A 22,283-nucleotide genomic window follows, 5' to 3' on the forward strand; every position below is an offset into this window, starting at 1 on the left:
AAATGCAAGAAGTGTAAGGCTGCTCCCTCGGGGGAGGGCGCACCGCACGGAAGCGGACTCAAAATACAATCTTGGGGAACTCGAATGGATTTCTGGCGCCTGCACCGCCGTTTGATGGCTTTTTTTGCTCTTTTTGCTCTGCTTTATCCTTCTCTGATTCAAGCCGCCGGCCTCGGCATCGACATGGTGAGAACCTCGCCCAGTGCGCTGGAGGTTCACTCGTCGCCGAATTTGCCGGTGGATGTGCAGGCCATGGAATCGGCCACGCTCAGCCAACTGTTCGACCGCGATACGCAATCGGAGTACACCGCGTTTGAAGCGCAATCGGTAGATGTGAATCTACCGGAAGAACGCAAGGTGACGGCCTTGCGCGTGTTCGGTGCCGCGCCCTATCAGCTCTCTGTGCAGGAGAAGACAACCAACGGCTGGCGCGACATTCAGGGGCTCAAAGGATTGGACCTCACCCAACTCCCGGACACCTGGCATACCTTCTCCACCAACAATGCCGTCAAGACCGGCAAGCTGCGACTGGTGCTCACGCCCGCTGCATCCAGCGCATCTGGTCTCAAGGAAATTGAATTCTGGTCCGAAGGTGAGCACATCCCGGTAGAAACGGGCAGCCAACTGCTGGCCCTGCTGCAGAACAACGACATGCAGGATCAGGCCCTGCTGGCCATCGCCAGCCCGGCCAGTGGCACCACCGGCAGCATTGATGAAACCGTGCTGGATGATCCCACCGACAACACCTTCAGCCTGGAACTGGACGTCCCTGCCAGTCAGGTGAAATACGCCTGGCTGGTGTACGACGCCATTGGTGTGGGTCACTGGGCCAGCGCAGTCCGCGTGATCAATGATCAGCCTGCGCTCGGCGGCGTGGTGATTGAGGCCAACGACGCCTGGAGTGAACAGATTGAGCGCATCAGCCCGGTATGGCTGAAAAAAGGCACCAACCGCATTCGCTTCACCACCACCGGCGAAAACGACTACCAGTATCAGGTGCGCAATGTGCGCTTGATAGTGGAGCTGGATAACGGCGCCAATTTCGTCAACTACATTGGTGCCAGCAGCACCGAAGACAGCACCGTTATTGATCGCCTGTACGACGGCAATGCCGACACCGGCATGGTGGTGTACAGCGGCGACAGCATTGGCACCTTCAATACCAGCGACAGCAACGTGACCATTCCCCCAGGGCTGATCAACAACCCGGGAAACGGCTTGCATCTGGGCTGGATCAAGGGCAAGGCACCGTGGAAACAAGCTCTGCAGGGTGATCCTGCCAATGCTGATGCCAGCACCCTGGAAATGGGTTTTGATCGCGGCGTGGAACTGGAGTCCGTGGGCTTCTACCTGCGCGGCAAATTGGCCGGCAAGATCGATGTGGCGTTGTTCCATGACGGCAACTGGCAGCTGGGCGGCAGCAAATCTGTCTCCGCCCAGGCCCTGAAAACGGGCTGGAATGAAATCCCTGTGGCCAGTGGTAACAAGGTGCAGGGTGTACGCCTGATCTTCACCGGCGGCGAAGGCAGCGGCGGTGAAATACGCGAGCTCACCGTGCGCGGTTCCGGTATCGGTGGCGCCTGGCTGCCACCGGAAGTGGTCGTGACCTATCCCGATGCCGGCCAGTTCTATGGTCGTGAAGCGTATGTGCGTGGTTTCCTGCAAGGGCTGCGTAATGCCAGCGGTGAAGCCCAGCTGTTTATCGGCGGCAAGCCGGTGAATCACGTCAATGGCGAATTCCAGACGCTCATCAGCAAGGATGATGTGGGCCCGGAAAGCCAGGCCGATGACGTGGCCTGGTTCGTGGACGCTGAAGCCGTCTACCCGGATGGCAGCCGCACCAGCACCCGCGTGCCGCTGTTTGCGAACAAGGGCCCGCTGGGCGATGCCGAAGCGGATCTGGCCCCGGTGACTCCGGTGGTGATTCCGCCCGGAGGTGTGACTGGCGGCATTCCCGGCGCCGGTATTGTGGTAGGCGAAGGAGCAGTCAATGAGGATCTGGACATCACCATGATGCCCCTCAATGACATTGACCTGGCGGCTCTCGATACCTGGATGACCAACGTCACCGGGCCCAACAACGGCTACCGCTTCCTGCCCCACGGCAAGCACTTCAACAAGAAGATCGAAGTGCGCATCAAATACCAGCCCAGCCTGCTACCGCCGGGCTTCAGCGAAGACGACATCAAGACCTTCTATTTCGATGACCAGGCGGGCAAGTGGAAAGAGCTGGAACGCAAGAGTATCGATAAAGGCAAAAAAGAAGTGGTCGCCCTCACTGACCACTTCACCGATATGATCAACGCGGTGATCCAGGTACCGGATTCCCCGCAGAACACCCAGTTCAACCCGACCCAGATCAAGGACATCAAGGCCGCCGATCCTGGTGCCAAGATCAACCTGATCGAACCGCCGCAAGCCAACAACATGGGCGATGCGCGCCTCAGCTATCCCATCGAAGTGCCGCCGGGCCGCCGTGGCATGCAGCCGCAGCTGGCAGTGCAGTACAGCTCCGGGGGCGGTAATGGCTGGATGGGGCAGGGCTGGGACCTGAGTGTCCCGTCGATTACGGTGGATACCCGTTGGGGGGTGCCGCGGTATAGCGCCACGAATGAAACAGAAACGTACTTGCTGAACGGTGAGCAGTTGCTGCCGTTGATTCATCGCGAGGAGACAATACCTCGTACTGCCGACAAGCAATTTCATCCCCGTGTAGAGGGTGCCTTCCAGCGCATCATTCGCCATGGCGATAAACCTGAAAATTACTGGTGGGAAGTCACTGACAAGAGCGGTACTACCTACTTTTATGGCAGCGATGACGTAAGCCAGGAGCCTCAGTCTGAGGCGATTCTTGCAACCACGTCCGGTGCTCCGGGTATTGGCAAGTGGGCCCTGGTACTGGTGCGCGATACCAACGGCAATGAGATGCGCTACCACTATACCAAGCAGCTGGATACAGGCTTGGGTAATGGTTCAGGATCAGGTGCAGGCAACGGCACCGAGATGGGCCAGCAGGTCTATTTGTCGAGCATTACCTACACTGGCTATAAAGGCGAAGCCGGTAGCTATGAGGTGGTATTTGAGCGAGACAGGGATTTACCAGGTTTCAATCGCAGTGCGGATCGTCGCACGGACGTAAGCATTGATGGTCGTCTGGGACTCAAACAGGTAACTGCCGACCTGCTCAAACGTATTTCGGTCACCTATGAGAGTGAGCCGGTACGCAGTTACGAATTTGATTATCGTGACGGTGCCTACGGTAAGACATTGCTTCACACCGTGCGGCAGTTGGACACCCAGGGCCGTCCTTTTAATGCCCATACTTTTGATTATTTCGATGACGTACTCGATGGGAATGGAGCATACGCTGGCTACAGCAACTCACCATGGACGATGCCAAATGATGGTGTAAGGGGCGACCTTTACGCAGGTAAAGGCGACATTAGTGTCCTTGGTGGTGGATATGGCTCCGGGCGTGGCTCACACATTTATGCGGGCACGGGCATTGGTTGGACACCAACCAAAAGCGGCAGCCTTGGTGTCAAGGTAGGTTCGAACCATAGCGAATCTGATGGCCGCATGATGCTGGCGGATATCAATGGTGACGGTCTTCCTGACAAGGTCTATAAGAAAGGAGGTGTTTTTTACCGTCCAAACTTGTCTGGACCAGGAGGAACGCCAGTTTTCGGCGCGCCAATCCCCATTGGCATCAGTGGTTTCTCTGCAGATAAAACCTCCATGCGCTCGAAAGGCCTCGAGGTGTATTTCAGCGGTGTCATGGCGGGTTACAACAAAGCCAAAACCACCACTACCAGTAAGATGTATGTCTCCGATGTTAACGGAGATGGGCTTCTCGATATCGTTGATCATGGCACGGTACGTTTCAGTCGAGCTGTTCTTGATGAAAACGGTGACCCGACAGGTGAGATTCTTTTCTCAACCAATAGCCTGAATACGCCAAACCCAGTGGGCGGTGGTAGCGTTGACGCAACACAGCTCTTTGAAAGCTTTGCCGCTGACTATGAGGAAGCCATAGACAGTGCGCCATTGCATGATGCTGTCCGTCGCTGGAAGGTACCCTATGACGGTGTCATCGATGTAATGGGTGATGCATCGCTGATTAGCAAAGAGTTGATTGAAGAGTCGCGCTACCAAACCGCTGATGGCGTCAGAGTTGCGATTCAATTGAATTCCGAAGAACTTTGGTCCGAAACGATTACCCCTGAAGCCACACAAAGCGTTACTCCAACCGGCGTTAGTCAGATCCCGGTTGCTAAAGGAGATAGCTTGTATTTCAGGGTCCAGTCTGTGGATGACGGAGCTTATGATCTGATTTCCTGGTCACCTGTTATTCAGTATGTGCATGAAGTCCCTGTCGAGACTGACGCGAATGCTGAGAACGCAGAGGAAGGGGAGACAGGCGAAGTTGAGCCGCAGACAGAGTGGCTTGCAATGGAGGGCGTCGATTCCTCAGGTCGTAACCTGTACCGCTTCTCAGCAGAGCAGGATTTCGTCACCACGGGCTCGATTCATGCTCGAACCACCATGCCAGAGAATGGGCGAGTAAGAATTACGGGAGACTTCGAGAAGCCTGAAATCACCACTGACAGTGTCCGAGTGCGGATTCTTCGCAAGAACTTCGTGTTGTTCGAGAAGACACTGAGTTGGGATGCCCTGGAAACGGTGGGTATCGATTTCGAAACTGATGTGGCTCGTTTTGATCGTCTTTACTTCGAGCTCTCAGCGGATTCCAGGGTCGATCTGGGCAAAATTCAGTGGGAGCCCAAGGTTGCCTATGTATCGTTGCCTTCCGTTGAAATCGGAACCGATGAAGAAGGTAACCCGATTAATATCGGCGATGTGGTTGATGAGGACGGCAACCCTCTTGGTATCGCTGATATGAAGGACCCAGCGGGTAACCTTCTCTTCGTTTATGCCCCGGTCATCGATACTGATATTTATAGCCGATTTGATGGTGTGGCACCGGTAGCCCCTTGGGTGGCTACCGAGGAGGGCACACTGACCGTGATCCCTCAAGTAACCACTGATGGTGCAGCGATTGATGAGCGCAGACTGTTCCTGACGGTCAAAAGCGAAGGGCAGCTTATTGCCAAACAGGATGTGCAGGTCGTAGTTGAACTAGATCCTGTGACTGGCGAGCCAGAATATAGTGTTCTACCTGAGGAGTTTCCTATTCCGGTCTCTTTTGCTGAAGGGCAAAGTGAACGGAAATACCATTTTGAATACTTTACTCGAAACCCAGCATTGGCTGAGCGGATAGAGACCGCGTCACTCCTGGTTACCTATGATGGTCCCAAGCCAGAAGATGACCAGCCGGATAACCGCAACAAGCTGGCGCTTTCCAGTGAATTGTTCACGCAGAATCAAGACTTGCTCTACGGCCGAGAGTACCGAGGCTGGTCTTACTTTGCTTACAACGGAAATCGTGACCGAGCCACCGTCGCTATCGATGAAGAGCTTCTGGTCATGCCGGATATCAAGCCGGGTGATATCCCCACTTCTGGCGACCCCGAAGAGCTTGACTCCCCGCTTGATATATCAAAGTTAACGGCCATTCCGCTCTATCCTGAACCAGGAAAACAACGTTGGTCAGGCTTGGACGATGACATTTGGGTCGCGTCAGCCACAACCAGCACCTCACGTTTAGGTGAAGACTACATTGAAGTGCCCACCGTGGAAGGGTTTGCTGGCCGTCGTGGTGTTCAGCGTCTATCCCTGACCAGGAATGATGCTTTCTCCGTCGGGTTTATCGCGGGCGCATCCCAAAGTGATGCCCGCGTAAGATCCCTCGTTGATTTCATGGATATGAATGGGGATCGCTACCCCGATGTGCTTGCCAGCAGTCGAGTCCAATTCACCGCTCCTGATGGAGGGTTGGAGGCACAAAACAAGCCTTTGGTTATTGGTGATGTACGTGCCAGCGACTCAAAATCAGTCTCTTTGGGGATTAGCGGCAACTTCGCTACGGTTGCGGCGAAACTCGCCGGTAAAGACAGCAAAATTGCTCAGCAAATGCCTCCTATCGGCTTTGGAGGCAACGTTTCCGAGGGTGACTCGAAACCTGATTTTGATTTGAGAGACATGAATGGCGATGGTTTGCCAGACCGTGTTCATGATGGAGGTCGAGTCTCGTTGAATTTGGGTTACAAATTCACAGGCGCAGAGCAATGGCCTGCATACCAGCTTGGTGACTCCAGCTCTGACGGTAAAGCCCTGAATTTCGGTTACAACGTGGATTCCTTCAGCTTTGGTGGTGGGGTGAACGTCTCCAATACCGAAAACATTTCCTCTGAAGGCTTGATCGACGTTAACGGTGATGGTTTACCTGATCGCGTCAAAATCGAATACGGCAGTCTTTTGGTCGGGTTTAACTCCGGCAGTGGCTTCCTGCCGTGGGTTACCTGGGCACAGATTAATCATGTCAGCAAAAGCCGGAATATTGATCAGGGTGCAGGGGTGTACTTCACCATCCCCATTCCGATTTTGCCGCCGCCGTTCCCGACGGTACTGACGATTCTCACCAACCCAGGTAAAGACTGGAGTAAGAGTGTCAGCAGCACCGAAGTAGCCTTCAATGACATCAATGGCGATGGTTACCCGGATTACCTTAAATCACGCAAAGATGGTGAGTTGAACGTTCAGCTGAACACAAACGGCCGAACCAACCTGTTGAAATCGGTACAGTGTCCGCTTGGTGCCTCCTTCGAAGTTGATTACGAACGCACTGGCAACACTTATAAGATGCCCCAGAGCAAGTGGGTCATGAGTAAGGTGACCGTTCACGACGGCTACGAAGGCGATGGTGTCGATACCCAGCTAACCACTGTGGAATATGCAGATGGTTATTATGACCGCCGTGAGCGGGACTTTATGGGCTTCGAAACGGTCACAATCAATGAGCATGATATCAGTGAGGCCGACGCACCGGTTTACCGCTCCGTGACCCAGACCTGGCTGAATGGCAGTGTCTACGAGCGCGGCTTGCTTGCTGCCACACGCATGACCGACGGCTTTGGCAATCCGTATACCGAAAGCGAGAAAGGCTACCGCTTTGTCAATGTTGACTCAGGCAATGAGGTGCCTGCGACGGCCTTGCCGGGGCAAATTACTTCGCGGCTCTTCCCACAAGTGGCAGAAGAGATCTCCCGTTTCTACGAAGGCGAGCAGCAGCCGGGCAAGCAGACCCGCAAGGAATATCTTGAATACGATGCCGTCGGCAACGTCACGCACTTCATTGATTATGCCGATAGCGGAACGGCCGATGACGTGGAAGCCAGAATTACCTACTTCTATGACGATGCTGCCTGGATCATGGGCGCCGCTGAATCCATCAAGGTCTATGGCAATGGCCAGCTGCTGCGCCACCGCGAAACCACCATTGAGCCGGGCACTGGTAATGTCAGCGATATCCGTCAGTACTATGAAGACGGCATAGCGCGCTATGACTTCACCTATGACGACTATGGTAACGTGGAAACCGTCACCGGCCCGGCCAACACCCAAGGGCAGCGTTATGCCATGGAGTATGGCTATGACTCCCAGGTCCACACCCATGTAGTACGTTTGGAAGACAGTTTTGGCTATGTGTCCACGGCCAAGCCGGATTATCGCTGGGGGCAGCCCAAAGAGACCACCAGCATCAACAATCAGACCATTCGCTACACGTTCGATGGGGTGGGCCGGACCCGGACCATCACTGGCCCCTATGAGCATGCCATTGGGCAACCCACCATCAGCTTCGAGTACTACCCGTCGTTGTCCGAAGGGGACCTCCTTAACTGGGCGCTGACTCGCCACTATGATCCCGAACACCCCTCCGACCGGATCGAAACGGCATTGTTTACCGATGGTCTCAAGCGCGTGCTGCAAACCAAGAAAGACGGCACGGTGGGTAATGGCAACGGTGAGCCGGAAGACGTCATGGTGGTCTCTGGACGCGTGATCTTCGATCATGTGGGGCGTAGCGTGAAGCAGTACTACCCCAACACCGAGGCCCTGGGATCAGCCGGGTTGTTTAACCCCGCCTTTGATCTGGTGGCACCGACGATCACCGAGTACGACGTGTTGGATCGTCCGCTCAAGGTCACGATTCCGGACACCACCAGCACCACCTTCGATTATGGCTTTGGTACCGACCGGGATGGCAAAACCCAGTTCCGCACCCGTGTGACCGATGCCAACGGCGTCAGCAAGGACAGCTTCCGCGACGTTCGCCAGTTGATCACTGCCGTAAAGGAATACAACAAGGGCGGCAGCGAGGTGATCTGGACCAGCTACCAGTATGATCCGCTCAAGCAGATTACCGATGTGCTTGATGCCCAGCAGAACCTGACCACCGCCGAGTATGATCTGCTTGGTCGCCGTACCGTGCTGGACAACCCGGACACGGGCAAGGTGGAAATGGTCTACGATCCGGCAGGGAACCTGATCCACAAGATCACCCCGAACCTGCGGGCGCAAGGGCAGAGCATCGATTACCGCTATGACTACAACCGTCTGGCGGCCATCGAGTACCCCGAATTCACGGGCAATAACATTAGCTACGAATACGGTAAGCCCGGAGACCCGCACAACGGTGCCAATCGCATCATCAGGGTGACGGATCAGGCCGGTTGGGAAACCCGCCAGTACGGCCCGCTGGGTGAGCTGGTAGAAAGCACCCGTAACATCAAGTGGTCTGCTGGTCCTGCGGAAAGCTATACCACCCAGTACCAGTACGATACCTGGAACCGGCTGAAGCAACTGATCTACCCAGATAGCGAAGTGCTCACCTATGAGTACAACAAGGGTGGTCAGATGCGTGCAGTGCACGGCAAGAAGGGCAAGTACGACTATCCCTATGTCCAGGCCCTGCACTACGACAAGTTCGAGCAGCGCACCTGGTTGCACTACGGCAATAACACCGAAAACCGCTATACCTACAATCGAAATAACCGCCGCATGTCGCATCTCACCGCAGGGAAGGGTGATGGCAACAACTTCATGCAGCTGGAGTACGGTTATGACGATGTGGGCAACATCACTACGTTGAGTAACCGCGCGCCGGTGAACAGCCCTAGCCAGATGGGCGGGGTTACACACTTCAACTACCGGTACGATGACCTGTATCGCCTGACTTACAGCGATGGCACCTTCGATACCCAGCCGGACAAGCAACATGCCTACACGCTGGATATGGCCTATGACACGGTGCACAACATCACCAGTAAGGTGCAGCATCACACCCTGAAGAACCGTTCTGGCAAGGCCATTACCCAGAAAAAGACCTCCTACGACTGGAGTGGTGTTCAGGGCTATAAATACGATGGCCCGCAGCCCCATGCACCCACCCACATTGGTGAACGTGCCTTCAGCTACGATGCTAACGGCAACCAGCTGGGGTGGACCCATGACAAGAATGGTACCCGTCGCACCATCACCTGGGATGAAGAAAACCGCATCCAGGCGATTCAGGATAACGGCCATACCTTCAGCTATACCTACGATGCCTCAGGCCAGCGCATGACCAAGCGCGGCCCGCAGGGGGAAACCGGGTATATCAACCAGTGGATGACACTGCGTAATGGGGAAGTGGGTACCAAGCATGTGTTTGCCGGTACCACCCGTGTTGTTTCCAAGCTAGTGAAGCAGGACAGGCCGAATAGCAAACGGAATTCGGAGAACAATACTGACAGCAACGGAAACGGTAACGGCAAGGCACGCATCGTTTACGAGAAGGATCAGTACTACTTCCATCCGGATCATCTCGGCACCACAAGCTATATCACCCATACCAATGGGCAGGTGTATCAGCATCTGGAGTACTTCCCGTTTGGTGAGACCTGGGTGGAGGAGCACTCGAACAAGCAGCGGACGCCTTATCTGTTTACGGGTAAGGAACTGGATGAGGAGACGGGGCTCTATTACTTTGGGGCTCGGTACTATGATCCGCGGACGAGTGTTTGGGGGAGTGTGGATCCAGTAACCGGAAGCTATTTAGATGGGAAAATCAATCAGGGCTTTTACAATTCAGCTAACATTGCTGGATATAGTTATGCATTTAACAACCCTCTGAGGTTCAACGATCCTAATGGGATGTGGGGAAGTGTTGGGCATCATGATGCAATATTTGCTGCCGGGATTGCGGCTGGGTTGAAGTATGCCGATGCGCAGAAGCTTGGAAGAGGTGCCTGGGCACCTGATACAGATAGCCGAAATGCGATGAGTTTAACAAGCTTGATAATGGGGTTTTTTGGCAGTCAGAATAGCTATCACTTACTGGATGCGGGGTCTGCTAAAGAACCGCAGGTCTCAGCCAGAAAAGAATACGAGGGTGTCGTTGGTAGAATAATTTCTGGGGCTACTGTTGGAAAAGATGATGAGAGAAAATTGCATAGATACGGTGATTCATATGCGCATGTGAGCGGCCTAACAAAACGTCATTTTATACCTGTAATAGGCCATTTTTTTGAGAGCATACTTGGCATGATTGGGTTTGGTACAGATCCCGATGATCCTTACCAAAACCCAGAAGCTTTTATTAGAATGTCGATGGATGCGTATGACAGCAATGTCGCGATAACCGGAAAGGCAAAATACTCAAGGGAAGATTTTAAAGCAATGATCGAAGGGGTTACGAAATTAGAAAGCCCTGTCGATCAAAAAAACTATATGAAAAACACTTTTGGGATTACAAGTTCAAATGAAGAGTATGGCCTCTTGGGTTTGTCAAAGCTAAAGCGTATTGTGACAGGAAAGCAAGATGAGTATTGACTTTCGCATAATTATGCTGGTTGGTGTTTCTCTTATGGCCTCATGCGGGGTTGTTAAAGTTGACGAATCTAATCTGTCTTCTGAGACCAATATTTCTGCATATGGCGAATCGTGGATTGATAAGAAAACGATTAAAGTCGAACAATATTTGGTCGTTGAGGGTGATGGTCTGGTTTATAAAGAGTTGAGGAGAGAGTTGATTCGAGAGGGGGGTAATAAGATAGATTTGAGGGAGTCAATTTATTCCCTGCATAAAGATGGTGAATTTAAAAACTATGAAATATCGAATCTTGAAGCAGTTAATTTAAGGCTTATAGTTAAGAATAATAAAATTTATGTTCTTGTTGAGGATTCTCAAGACGAGAAAAGGTTGACGGACTGCTTTGCTTACTACGGAGATCCTGAAAGGACGGCTGTTAGCGGGTATGATTATTATGGGTGGGGAGAGTTTGATCCCATGGATGGAAGGTTTTACGTGGATAAATTTATACCATTAAATCTTTCTGTTTCTCTGTATGGGTATGAATTTTCTGGAGATGAATTGGAGAGTATCGAGTTGTCCTACCCTCTCGATCTCTACTGCAATAATGAAGAAAAAAACAATTTTGGGAAAATTTTGAGCAAATATAAAAAATTGTTGGAAGATGCTAAAAATGATGCTCTTTCGAAATGAAAGGCAATAATCAGTACAATTGGTGCCGCGCCGAAGAAAGCATGATCGGTGACACCCATGTATTGGGTGATCTCCTACAAGGTTTATAAGAAGAGTAAACGGGGGCGCGCAGAGTGCCGGGTAAAGCTGGCGATCAATCAAGCGGTGAAAGTCCGCTGTTCGGTAAGGGGGGCGCCCGGTCGAAGCTCCGAGTCATGGGGCGCTGCTCGCAAGGGTAGAGGCTAAGCGTTGACATGGGAATGTGCAGGCTTGGTATTGAGCTCCGAGATCACGCATTGGTAGTGCCCACCTTGTTGGGTCGCCAGTAAACGGGACATGCACCAGTTGGGGGATCTCCTACAAGGTGCGTAGCGATAGCTGATATGCAACTGCTCCCTTAGTTGGTCCTTGTTACGGATTGGACAGGTAATGAGGTTGTTCATGATCTATGGCTGCTATGCCCTCGGATTGTTTACTCCCATTATTAATGTGCCTGAATTTTGAATACCGGCAGAAATGGAGTTCTCTTGGAAGGAGGCCATGTCGCGCTACGAATTCATGGCCAGAATAAAAAAGAAGGGATGTGATGGATAACATGAAAACGAAAGGTGGTATTGCGCTGGCATTCACTGTTTTGCTGGGTGGTTGTGCGAGTGCGCAGTTAGCGACGCCTGAGGGTTACCGAGATTACGTAAAAGGCGGCGGCTTTGGCTCGCAGTCAGAGGCGGTCGACTCCAATATTTCGGCTTCCAAGGTAGTGTCACTGCTGGATAAGCAATCAAAGATGTGTCTGGAGCGGTCGGTGACGTTCACCACCACTCAGGGTAACGGCATGGGTGGGATGATCCATGTCCGGGAGACCTACCACCTTATTCCCGAGGTGTCCGTTCAGGAATCCGGCGGGGGTCAGATGGTGTTGCGCCGCAAGGATGAGAATCAGTCGATTTTCACCAAGGCGATGCTCACCGAGGAGATGAAAGACAAGGGCTATATCGTGATGGTAGCCGACGTTTCTCCCATGAGTGCTGGCTCGCATGTCGATATTTATGGCGGCTCCAGGGGCTATGATCATGTGTTCGACGCGGTGAAGTCCTGGGCGTCGGGTGAGCATACCCAGTGTCCGGAGTTTTGAGCATGTTAAGAGTTTGTGCTCTGGCTGTGCTTGCCGTCTCTTGCGTGGGCTGTTCCACGGTCTACCCCTACAAGGATGAGGCACGCAAAGATGCCGCGGTGGTTACCCTGAAAACCACCCTGAACTCCGCAGGCTTCCTCGCCTCCCATGAGGTGGATGTTGATGTCTACCAGCGGGAAGGGGAGTGTGGCTTTGCCTATAACGGTACTATTGAAGAGGACGACGCAGGCGCGAAGGTTCCACCGGGGCAGCCGTTGTATTTATCCGTGGGGTATTATCGCAGTGGCATCCTGAGCAATCCTGTCAACCGGGAAAACCGCGTGTACTTCATCCCCCAGCCCTCGCGCTACTATGAAGTCGACTACATCAAGAACCGCGACGGCTACTCCTTCAAGCTTTACGACGTGAGTAACGGAGGCCGGACTGAGCTGGAATGGGAAACCTGGCGGCTGTGTAGCTGATCTCTACCCCTAGTGACCCAATGTAGGCCGGGACGCTGTCCTGGCCTGCAGCGCAAGAACGTCCCAGTAGGTTCCTCCGTGTCCGTCGCTGCCAAAGCGAATTCCATTAAAGTCCGCCAGTGTCCTTTGACATCCATCACTATTGTATAGGTTTTGGTGTAGCCAGCCTGCACCATCTTCTAGAAGCGCCAGTAAATAAGCCATAAGCACACCCATGCATCATCGGCGTATGTTGGCTCAGGTCCGCGCTCACTTTACCTCCGGGGGATTCAACGGATTTCAGATCAAGTCGGCCATGATATAGCGATTGGGAGTGGGAATCATGGTCCATTCCTCCCCTAATCTGGGACACCCATAAATTGGACAAAATCTTACGCGAAGAATCGTCACATTCTGATACTTTGCTGTTCTTTTGATCAGTATTATTAGGTCATGGATAGGCAAGGAGGCTGACCATGACTCGCGCTCGTTATACTCAGGTATCCCTGGATTCGACCCCTTACTATCACTGTGTCTGCCGCTGTGTGCGGCGGGCCTTTCTTTGTGGCAATGATCACTATTCCGGGCAGGATTATGAGCACCGTCGCCAGTGAGTAGTGGATCGGCTGGCAGTGTTGGCGGAGGTCTTTGCCATTGATCTGTGTGCCTATGCGGTGATGTCCAATCACTACCACCTTGTGCTTCGTATCCACCAGCAGAAAGCCTTGTCCTGGTCGGATCGAGAAGTGGCTAAGCGCTGGATGCAGCTTTTCAGCGGCCCTCTGATCGTCAAGCGCTGGCTGAAAGGGGAGGCCGAGGATGCGGAATCCCTCAAAGCAGAGGAGATCGTCTCTCAATGGCGTGAGAGGCTTTATGATCTGGGCTGGTTCATGAAATGCCTGAATGAGCACCTTGCCAGACAGGCCAATGAAGAGGATTGCTGCAAAGGGCGCTTCTGGGAAAGCCGCTACAAGTGTCAGGCCTTGCTGGATGAGCAGGCCGTGCTGCAGTGCATGGCCTATGTTGACCTGAATCCGGTCAGGGCAGATATGGCAGCTACACCTGAACAATCCGATTACACCTCGATTCAGCAACGCGCGCTGAAGACACAGAAAAAGCTGGAGAAAACCAACCAGCCCAAGTTACTCGCCTTGGTTGATGCCGATACCATCAATAGTGAGCATGAAGACACGATTTGCCGATTCAGGCTGATGGACTATCTAGAGCTGGTTGATAGCACGGGGCGAGTTGTTCGGGACGATAAGCGTGGCGCGATTTCCGTTCAGGCGGTGGGGGTGCTGGGTCGATTAGGTATCGATGAGAAGACCTGGTTGGCACATATGAGGCCAACGAAACGGCGAAGACCTGTTGCTCTGGGAGCAGTGCATAAGCTGAAAGAATACGCTGAAGTGACTGGTAGGAAGTGGATCTCGGGACAAAGCCTGGTTGGGTGGTAAGCTTTTGTTATGGCTGGTTGAATTTATGCGTGTCACCAAGTTTCCCCAAGTTTACCCCTCAACGATTTGAGAGTTAGATTCGGGCTTCCGGATATAGAAGAGATTTAGGTTAAATGATTTTTATGAAGGGATCTGATTTTTTTAGCTATGTTTATACGGCACTTTCAGAGGTGATGTCAGGTTATGGTTTCTCTTGGAATGAAGGTGATTTCTATAGAGAAAGGTCTGGTGTTTTTAGAGATTTGATATCTTTCGATCCATTTGATGCTAAGTTCAGGGTCATAGTCGGGGTTAACTACCCTTTCAATGATGCGGATGCTGACTTGTCGGCACCGCCAGATGGTGCATTGCTGGCCAAATTCTACACCGGTGCGAGTTTGTCTGACCGGGTGAGGGAGTTTCCAGTGTTTTTAGTGAAGAAAGACCCTTCATTCTTGAATAAGTTTGTACAGGTTTTAGAGTCTGAAATTATTCCATTTTTAGATTCGGTGGTTTCTCCTGAGATCTATGCTGATAAGCTTTCAGATGAAGACTGCGTTGCCAAATATCAGATATACAAAATGGAAGGGTTGACAGAAAAAGCTAAAGCGCAAGGATGGGAGGTGTTAAAACGCTATAAAAATATGCGTGACATCGAAAAAATTGATCTGTTCATAAAAAATGACGTAGAGCCATTTTTAAAAGAATAAACGTGCAAATAATCGGGGGCACGCATCAATTTGTGAATGCTATTGCTTCATGATACTCCCGGTAAAGTAACGATTAGTGTTGCAGTAACCAGTAGATACCGATGCCCAGGGCGATAGCACCGAATGGCATCCCAAGTAGGGCACTGGCATCGATCCAGTGTCCGTAGCGCCTGGCAGACTGCTCCTGCCCGGCTTCTGTTGCGAGGTAACGCTGCCGTACCGGATACAGGCAGAAAAGGTTGGCGAACACGGCGGCCAGCCCTGCGCTTATCTTTAATTGGTACAACCCTTCGGTCAAAAAACGTTGATGGTCGAACAGTAATGCTCCCGTGATCAGAACGGTGACGAACGCGGGGATTTCGACCCAGCGGTCAATCATGCGATGCAGGTCGGGCACGGCCAGTTTCCAACGCGGGTGACGCCCACCGTATTGCTCCACAATTATTTCTGTTGCTACGCAGCCGATCCAGAACATGACTGCCGACAGGTGTAGCAGTTGCAGAGCGCTCATGCGATTCCCTCTTTTGTTATGGCAAGGTTGGCTTTTATTTATCGAGTTGCGAACAGGCTCTGATTACGCCGCCGTATGTCCAGCCGGGGGGCACCTTGGCTTGTTTGAGCAAGTGGGAGTGCAGGGCGGGTAAGCGGTAGTAAGGCGTGCTGGCGATCAGGTGATGTTCAAGATGATAGTTGACGCGCAGTGGTGCCACCGTTAACCGCCCGAGTAGGCCGGCATAGGTCGTCCGGGTATTTTTCACTGTGTCGGGAACGTCTTGCAAACAGGCATGTTCGGCCATTGCGCGCAAGCGAACGATTACTGAGAAAGGGCTCATGTAGGCAAACACCCAGCACGCGTAGAGCCAGCCATAGCCGGAGGCAGCCAGTGCCAGGTACAGAAGCGCGTTGGTAAGTATCGTTGCCCAGGAATCTTTAAAAAATCGCACCACAAATTCCCACCAGCGCAGGCTCCTGGATTGTGGCTCAGGCTCGCCGATAGCGTCGGACCATTTCAGCACGCCAGCGCTCATCAGTACCCGACCCAACATGAATTTGATACCGGTAATGCCAAGAATGTCGCGCAGGAATTTCCGTGCCAGTGAACCCGGAGTAACTGGATAAGCGCTGTATAGGGGGCGATCCGGATCATAATCTGCGGTGGTGTTTGTATGGTGAACCATATGGTGCGCTCGAAATTTTGCTACCGAATTCCATATCGGTTTTGCTGCTAGCCAGTCAGTCAGAACATCGTTTCCCCAGCGAGACTTAAACAACGTGTTGTGTGCTGCCTCATGCATAAGGATGGCTAGAGCCAGGTGACGACCGCCAAGGACAATGAACCCAATCAGGAACAGAGGCAGGCCTGCGTACAAAGGAAGCGTGCTGGCTAGCGCCATAGCGGCGAAGGCCAGAGCGATGACAGACCAGACCGACACGATAGCCCAGAGGCCTCGCAGATCAGAGCGAGCGGTAAAGTGCTTGAGTTCCTCACGATTCAGGAAGTCGGTCACACGGTGGCCGCGAATTTGCGGTGTTTCGGTCTCAATGTTGTTCATTTCGGCATTCCGTTTTCGTAAGTTCTTCTTTAAGCAGAAGAAACAATGCGCATTACCTGCCAATAACTGGGTGGGGCGGGCGCTACCTGCCGTTCTCGCAACATGTGATGCATGGTTTTCAAGCGGAACCACGGCACTGATGCCATGGCGTGATGCTCAATGTGGTAGTTCACGTTCAAAGGCGCCACAAAGGTTCTGGCGATCCAGCCCGCCCGGGTGGTTCGGGTGTTTTTGAACATATCGGTGCTGTGTTCAGTACAGGCGTGTTCGGCCAGGGCGCGAATGCGGATAAACAGTGGGTAAGGAATCAGATAGGCAACCAGCCAGGCCAGATACAGTTCCGGGTAGCCACATAGAGCAAGCACGGCGAATAACACCAGATTGGTGATAATGGTCGGCGAAGCATTGCGGACCAACAGGGCCAGATGAAAAGGCTGGCCTTGATAGGGCAGGCGTTCCACATTGGTGGCGACGGTCCATTTCAGGATGCCGGCATCCATCAGCAGGCGCCCCGTCAGGAATTTCAGCCCGGTCATTCCGCACATGTCACGCAGGAGTTTTCTCAGCAGGGAGGCCCGCGTGGTGGGCAGCCCTGTGATCAGCGAAATATCGCTGTCTTCATCCGTACCGGTGCGAGTGTGGTGGATAAAGTGGTGCGCGCGATATTTGGCAAGGTCCAGTCCAATGGGCCGTGCGCATAGCCAGTCGGTTAGTCCGTTGTTGGCCCACTGGGTTTTGAACAGGGTTTTGTGGGTTGCTTCGTGGGTAATGATCGCAAGCGCAAGTTGTCGACCGCCGAGCAGGGCAATCCCTGCGATGATCATCGGAATAGCCAGGGGTAACGGTTGAGCCATGGCCCAACCGATCAACGCAAAGGAACTCGCAATCAATACCCAGGTGGATATGATGGCCCAGGCGCCAGTCAGATCTGAGCGCGCTGTCAGTAGGCGTATTTCATCCCGGTTCAGTATGTCGGTGATTTTTCTCCGGGTCTCCGGACTGTGCTTATAAACCGCATCATTGTTCATGTCGTTATCTCCGCAAGTCCTTTCAGGCAGGATTCACCGAAGGGCGCTGGGCGCCACTGCCCATGATTTTCAGTACTTGCCAATACGTGGGAGGAACAGGGACGGCTCCCCGTTCTTGCAGCATCTTGTGGGCGGTAGCAAGGCGAAACCACGGACAGGACGCGACGATGTGGTGCTCCATGTGATAGTTGACGCCAATCGGTGCAACCAGCGCGCGCGCCAGCCAGCCGGCTTTTACCGTTCGGGTATTCTCGAACATGTTCAGGTTGCGGGCGCAGGCAGCATGCTCTGCCATGGAGCGAATGCGCATAAACGCCATGAAAAAGGTGAGATGGGCCACCACCCAACACAGGTATAGCCAAGCATGCCCAGCCAGGTATAAAGCACCGAATAACAGAATATTGGTGAGCAGCATCGGTGTGGATTCCGTGATAAGGCTGATGATGGGCTGATACCAGCGCCGTTCGTTTTGAGGCAGCCACTTCACTTCACCGGTCACGGTCCAGTTCAGTATTCCTGCGTCCATCAGAACCCGGCCCAGCAGAAACTTGATTCCGATCAGGCCACTCAAGTCACGGGCGAATTTGCGGGCCAGGGATTGAGGTGAGGTAGGGTAGCCATTACGCAGAATCAGGTCGGGGTCATCATCCGTACCGGTACGGGTGTGATGAATAAAATGGTAATCACGATACTTGGAGAGATCATTCCAAAGCGGGCGAGCGCAAAGCCAATCTGTAAGGCGTTGGTTAAGCCACTTGGTTTTAAACAGGGTGCCGTGGGATGCATCATGCACGATGATCGACAACGACAGCTGACGTCCCGCCAGAAACAGCATGCCGACAATGATGCCGGGTACAGCAAGCCATATTGATTGTTGGCTGACCCAGGCCATCAAGGTGAATATCAGAGCAACTCCGCCCCAGGTCATGACAATAGCCCAGGCACCCATCAGGTCAGACCGTTTTGTCAGCATGGCAATTTCCTGACGGGAAAAGATGTCGGTCACTTTCTGGCGGGTTTCAGGACTGTTTTGATAAACAGCATCGCTATTGATTTCGTGCATGGTCTTGCTCATCTTAATGCGCCCTCGTCTCTTCGCCATTTGAGGCACTGTCGTTTCTGACCTGTTTATATAGAGATAGCCAAATGGCTTGCCCGGCCTGGTCAAATTGAAGAACGGATTCAATGAATTTATGCCGCTCAAGGCTGTCGACCAGCTCGTCGGGTAACAGTGGATCGAACACCAGTTTTCGAATGGCCGCATCGCCAATCACGAACGACTCCCGGGCGGCTTCCTCGATGTCCAGTTCCTTGTGTCGCGATAGCCATTCCTCCAGCCGCAGGCGAGTATCCCGATACATTTCAGTCAACGCTTCGCCGCTCCAGAGGCGGCGTGCCCGCTGGTCTCGTTCATCATCAAGGCTGCTGATTTCAAAGACCGGAGCTTCTGCTTCAAGTCCCTGAGAATAGAGACGCTGGCGTAATGCATTGCCCGTTTCATTCAGGTTGTTGGGGCGAATGAACAGATCTTTTTCAAGCTCGCGAAAACCATTCATGGCCAGAGCCCGTTCGCGAAGCCGTAATGCGGCGCGATCAGAGCGGCCTAACCCGGCGCAATGCACGGCGAGCCAATGACCATCCCAGGCTTTGAGGCGTTGTTCTACGGTACGCCACTTGCTGATCCCGTATGCCAGTTCGCTGGCTTGATGGCTGAGTTCGTACTGCCCTCGGCCGCACGCTTGAATGAGCCCTTCTGCGGAGAGGCGGGCCAGGGTGACCCGGACGGTGGTCTCTTTAATGCCAAAGAGGGCGCAGGCCTCGATCATTTCCTTGACACTGATCGACTGCATAAACGCCATAAAAAAATTCAGTATTAGCCGCTTGGGCTTTAGCGCATTACGTGACGTCATAATCAATTTCACACTATCTGGTAAGGGAATGATGATCGCTCATAGGCAGCACGAGCGGATATTGAGCGCATAAAAACAGTTCTTTAACGCCAATTGGGTGGCTCAGCTTCGCCTGCAGATTCGCGTGCCTTGCTTGTCAGGATCGGGTTTGGTGCCAACCAGTAAACATTACATAAAATGTCGACAGGTAATTATATGTGTAATATAACACATGAAGTCAATATATTTAATATTGTGTAATGATCGAGTGGAGAGCCCGTCCTGTGAATACCCTTTCAACGATGACCTACGAAGTAACTGGCCGCATTGCCAGGATCACCCTGAATAGACCCAGTCGTGGGAACGGCATAACGATGGATCTGCCCATTGAGCTAAAAGCGTGTGTAGAAAGAGCCAATCAGGATCAGTCCGTCCACGTCATCGCCCTTTCGGGTAACGGCTCCGGATTTTGCGGTGGCTATGATCTTGTCGAGAGCGCAGAGGCGTTGATGGAGGGCGGCGAAGACCCCCGCAGGCCCGCTGGCACCGTGTTGGACCCGCTAGTGCAAATGAAGAACCACCAACCCAATAGCAATTGGGACCCCATGGTCGATTACGCGATGATGAGTCGCAATGTGAAGGGCTTTATGAGTCTGTTTCACAGCGAAAAACCCGTTGTCTGCAAGGTGCATGGGTTTTGTGTGGCAGGAGGGACCGATATGGCGCTTTGCTCTGATCTGCTTGTGATCGCGGATGACGCCAAAATTGGTTATCCGCCGGCGCGGGTATGGGGATCACCGACCACGTCGATGTGGGTATACCGGCTTGGCATCGAGAAAGCCAAGCGCCTGCTGTTTACCGGCGATTGCCTCAGTGGCAAGGAAGCGGTGGAGTGGGGCCTGGCTGTTGAATCCGCTCCGGCATCATCGCTGGATGAGCGATTTGAGTGCTTGCTGGAACGTATTGCGCGGATGCCGGTAAATCAGCTGGTGATGATGAAGTTGCTGACCAATCAAACCCTCTTGAATCAGGGCCTTAACACCACCCAAATGCTGGGCACGATTCTGGATGGCATTACACGTCATACCCAGGAAGGTTATGACTTCCAGCAGCTTGCCATGAGAGAAGGGTTCAAGGAGGCGGTGCGACAGCGAGATGAACCGTTTGGCGATTATGGAATGAGTACATTCAAGGGGTAATTCGCTGGCGACACGCTTCGACCAGGTGCTGTACTGCAAAGATGCCTGGTGGCAGCCTGACATCCGTCTGCTTTTTTGACCCGTCTCTTGAGATATGAAAGCGAGGACGCGCAAGGCGCGTCCTCTCTTGGATGCTCACGGCGAACACGATGCGTCAGGCAGTTGATTGATCCATTCACTGATCAAGGCAACGCCTTCTGCATGGACTGTGCTTCGTCCGAGTTCCGGCATCTTGTGGCGTGGGTCGGTGGTGCTCATCCGGAACACCAGGTAAGACATGTCTGCCGCACCGGGAACCACATCGCCTAATGGGTAATCCGGGCTGCCACCGGCCACCGGCGTTTTGCAGGTGCCGAATCGGGTCGGGTCATCTTCGTAATTCCGGTTGTATTCAACCTGTAGGCCGCTGCTGCCTGCAGGGCCAGCATACATCGGCTCTGGCAGTGTCAGCTCGGATCGGTGGCAATGCGCACAGTTGATATCCAGGTAGGCTTTGGCTGAATCATGCAGCTCAGCAGGCGTCAGCATTGCCGGATCAACCGCGTCATTGAAAACAGGCGCTTTTGACACGTCGCTCAGTGCGTCAGGCAATCCTGCCAACACCCCCTGTTCTTCCCAGTAACTCAGCTGATTCCTGGTATAACCTTCATAGTTGAAATCTTTATTCAGGAAGCGCGCTTTCGGCCCAATGGGCTTGAAGATCGGCTGACGTTGATCCTCGGGGCCCTGCAACAGAGGGACAACCGAGTGACAGGATGTGCAAGACGATGCTTTGGGGACAGCATAGGTAAAGGTGAGCGTTTGACCATCATGCATCGTTGTCATGTTATCAATGCTTTTGCCGGCAATGGCCAGTGTGGCGTCCGCTTCCGTGTCCCAGTAATACGGACGTGCGACCCAGCCGTCTTCGCGATGGATCAGCAGACGCGTTTCGATGAGCAGCTCGTTCTGGCCACGATTGGCCGTGTCTGCCGGCATGGCAAACGTCTTTACCAGCACTGAGCCAACGGGAAACTCGAGTACTTCGTGCTCGCTGTAAGTGGCTTTCTCGCCTTCCGGGATAAAAACAAACCGATATTTGGAGGCGTAGTCGGTGAATAACTGTGTAGACAGGTCGTAGGGTATCCCGCCAGAGTTCGGGTTGCGGGTGGGGTCGGTGCGGTCAGCAAACAAATTGTAATCCGACAGCTTTGGGCAATTTTCGTTGAGCAGCGCGCCCCAGTTCACACCAGATGTCGTGCCACCGCAATCGTCTGTTTCTGCGGGGCGACCGGTGTTGTCGGAGGTATAGTTCACCTCCACTTTGTCATCTTTATTAATCGTGAGCCCGTCTTTGCCCAGGTCGATGTCACAGGCCGTGAGCGCTGACATTGCTAACGCCAATAACGAGCTGTTGAGCGCAAGCTTGCTAAATGTTGAGTTGTTCATGATAACCACTCACTCGATGAATTCTTGTTGCGGCATGTTGGGG

14 protein-coding genes are annotated in these 22,283 nt (G+C 53.1%); 8 read left to right on the top strand and 6 right to left on the bottom strand.

The window, feature by feature from the left end; genetic code table 11:
• The first annotated feature begins 84 nt into the window (after positions 1-84).
• The 7 genes from GFN93_RS08470 (at position 85) to GFN93_RS08495 (ending at position 15,143) form a co-directional block, all read left to right on the top strand.
• Entirely contained in the window at positions 85-10,773 is a 10,689-nt protein-coding gene (locus tag GFN93_RS08470; protein WP_153500529.1) for a SpvB/TcaC N-terminal domain-containing protein, read from the top strand.
• Complete coding sequence (locus GFN93_RS08475) at positions 10,763-11,446, top strand: hypothetical protein (protein ID WP_153500531.1); 684 nt, start codon at positions 10,763-10,765, stop codon at positions 11,444-11,446. The genes GFN93_RS08470 and GFN93_RS08475 overlap by 11 nt, the downstream gene beginning before the upstream one ends.
• A 565-nt stretch (positions 11,447-12,011) precedes the next feature.
• On the top strand, positions 12,012-12,557 hold the full coding sequence (locus GFN93_RS08480) for a hypothetical protein (protein ID WP_153500533.1): 546 nt from the start codon (positions 12,012-12,014) through the stop codon (positions 12,555-12,557).
• Between the two features lie 2 nt (positions 12,558-12,559).
• Positions 12,560-13,018, top strand: coding sequence for a hypothetical protein (locus GFN93_RS08485; RefSeq protein ID WP_153500535.1), 459 nt, complete (start codon positions 12,560-12,562; stop codon positions 13,016-13,018).
• 455 nt (positions 13,019-13,473) lie between these two features.
• Positions 13,474-13,611 carry a hypothetical protein gene (locus GFN93_RS17330; protein ID WP_235901744.1) on the top strand — a complete coding sequence of 46 codons (138 nt, stop codon included), beginning with the start codon at positions 13,474-13,476 and terminating at the stop codon, positions 13,609-13,611.
• 3 nt (positions 13,612-13,614) lie between these two features.
• Positions 13,615-14,454, top strand: a complete 840-nt coding sequence (locus tag GFN93_RS08490) for a transposase (RefSeq protein ID WP_235901746.1) — start codon at positions 13,615-13,617, stop codon at positions 14,452-14,454.
• A gap of 113 nt (positions 14,455-14,567) precedes the next feature.
• A complete protein-coding gene (locus tag GFN93_RS08495) occupies positions 14,568-15,143 on the top strand; it encodes a hypothetical protein (protein ID WP_153500537.1) in 576 nt (191 codons plus the stop codon).
• Between the two features lie 73 nt (positions 15,144-15,216).
• Here GFN93_RS08495 and GFN93_RS08500 read toward each other — a convergent pair whose 3' ends face one another.
• Genes GFN93_RS08500 through GFN93_RS08520 form a run of 5 tightly spaced genes read right to left on the bottom strand, consistent with a single transcriptional unit; the run spans position 15,217 to position 19,646 of the window.
• Positions 15,217-15,654 (bottom strand): hypothetical protein, encoded by a 438-nt coding sequence (locus tag GFN93_RS08500; RefSeq protein WP_153500539.1) that lies wholly within the window; start codon positions 15,652-15,654, stop codon positions 15,217-15,219.
• A gap of 34 nt (positions 15,655-15,688) precedes the next feature.
• Entirely contained in the window at positions 15,689-16,828 is a 1,140-nt protein-coding gene (locus tag GFN93_RS08505; protein ID WP_208993729.1) for a fatty acid desaturase family protein, read from the bottom strand.
• On the bottom strand, positions 16,726-17,724 hold the full coding sequence (locus GFN93_RS08510; RefSeq protein ID WP_153500542.1) for a fatty acid desaturase family protein: 999 nt from the start codon (positions 17,722-17,724) through the stop codon (positions 16,726-16,728). The genes GFN93_RS08505 and GFN93_RS08510 overlap by 103 nt, the downstream gene beginning before the upstream one ends.
• A gap of 22 nt (positions 17,725-17,746) precedes the next feature.
• Positions 17,747-18,799, bottom strand: a complete 1,053-nt coding sequence (locus GFN93_RS08515; protein ID WP_235901748.1) for a fatty acid desaturase family protein — start codon at positions 18,797-18,799, stop codon at positions 17,747-17,749.
• Between the two features lies 1 nt (position 18,800).
• Positions 18,801-19,646: a PaaX family transcriptional regulator C-terminal domain-containing protein gene (locus GFN93_RS08520; protein WP_328594420.1), complete on the bottom strand. Its 846-nt coding sequence runs from the start codon at positions 19,644-19,646 to the stop codon at positions 18,801-18,803.
• A 251-nt stretch (positions 19,647-19,897) separates the two neighbouring features.
• On the opposite strand from GFN93_RS08520, the gene GFN93_RS08525 reads away from it, so the two are divergent.
• Positions 19,898-20,812 carry a crotonase/enoyl-CoA hydratase family protein gene (locus tag GFN93_RS08525; RefSeq protein ID WP_208993730.1) on the top strand — a complete coding sequence of 305 codons (915 nt, stop codon included), beginning with the start codon at positions 19,898-19,900 and terminating at the stop codon, positions 20,810-20,812.
• A 135-nt stretch (positions 20,813-20,947) separates the two neighbouring features.
• On the opposite strand, the gene GFN93_RS08530 is transcribed toward GFN93_RS08525, so the two are convergent.
• Positions 20,948-22,183 (bottom strand): SO2930 family diheme c-type cytochrome, encoded by a 1,236-nt coding sequence (locus GFN93_RS08530; protein WP_153500545.1) that lies wholly within the window; start codon positions 22,181-22,183, stop codon positions 20,948-20,950.
• Between the last annotated feature and the right edge of the window lie 100 nt (positions 22,184-22,283).

Origin of the sequence: Alcanivorax sediminis (genome assembly GCF_009601165.1) — a bacterium.
Classification (GTDB): domain Bacteria; phylum Pseudomonadota; class Gammaproteobacteria; order Pseudomonadales; family Alcanivoracaceae; genus Alcanivorax; species Alcanivorax sediminis.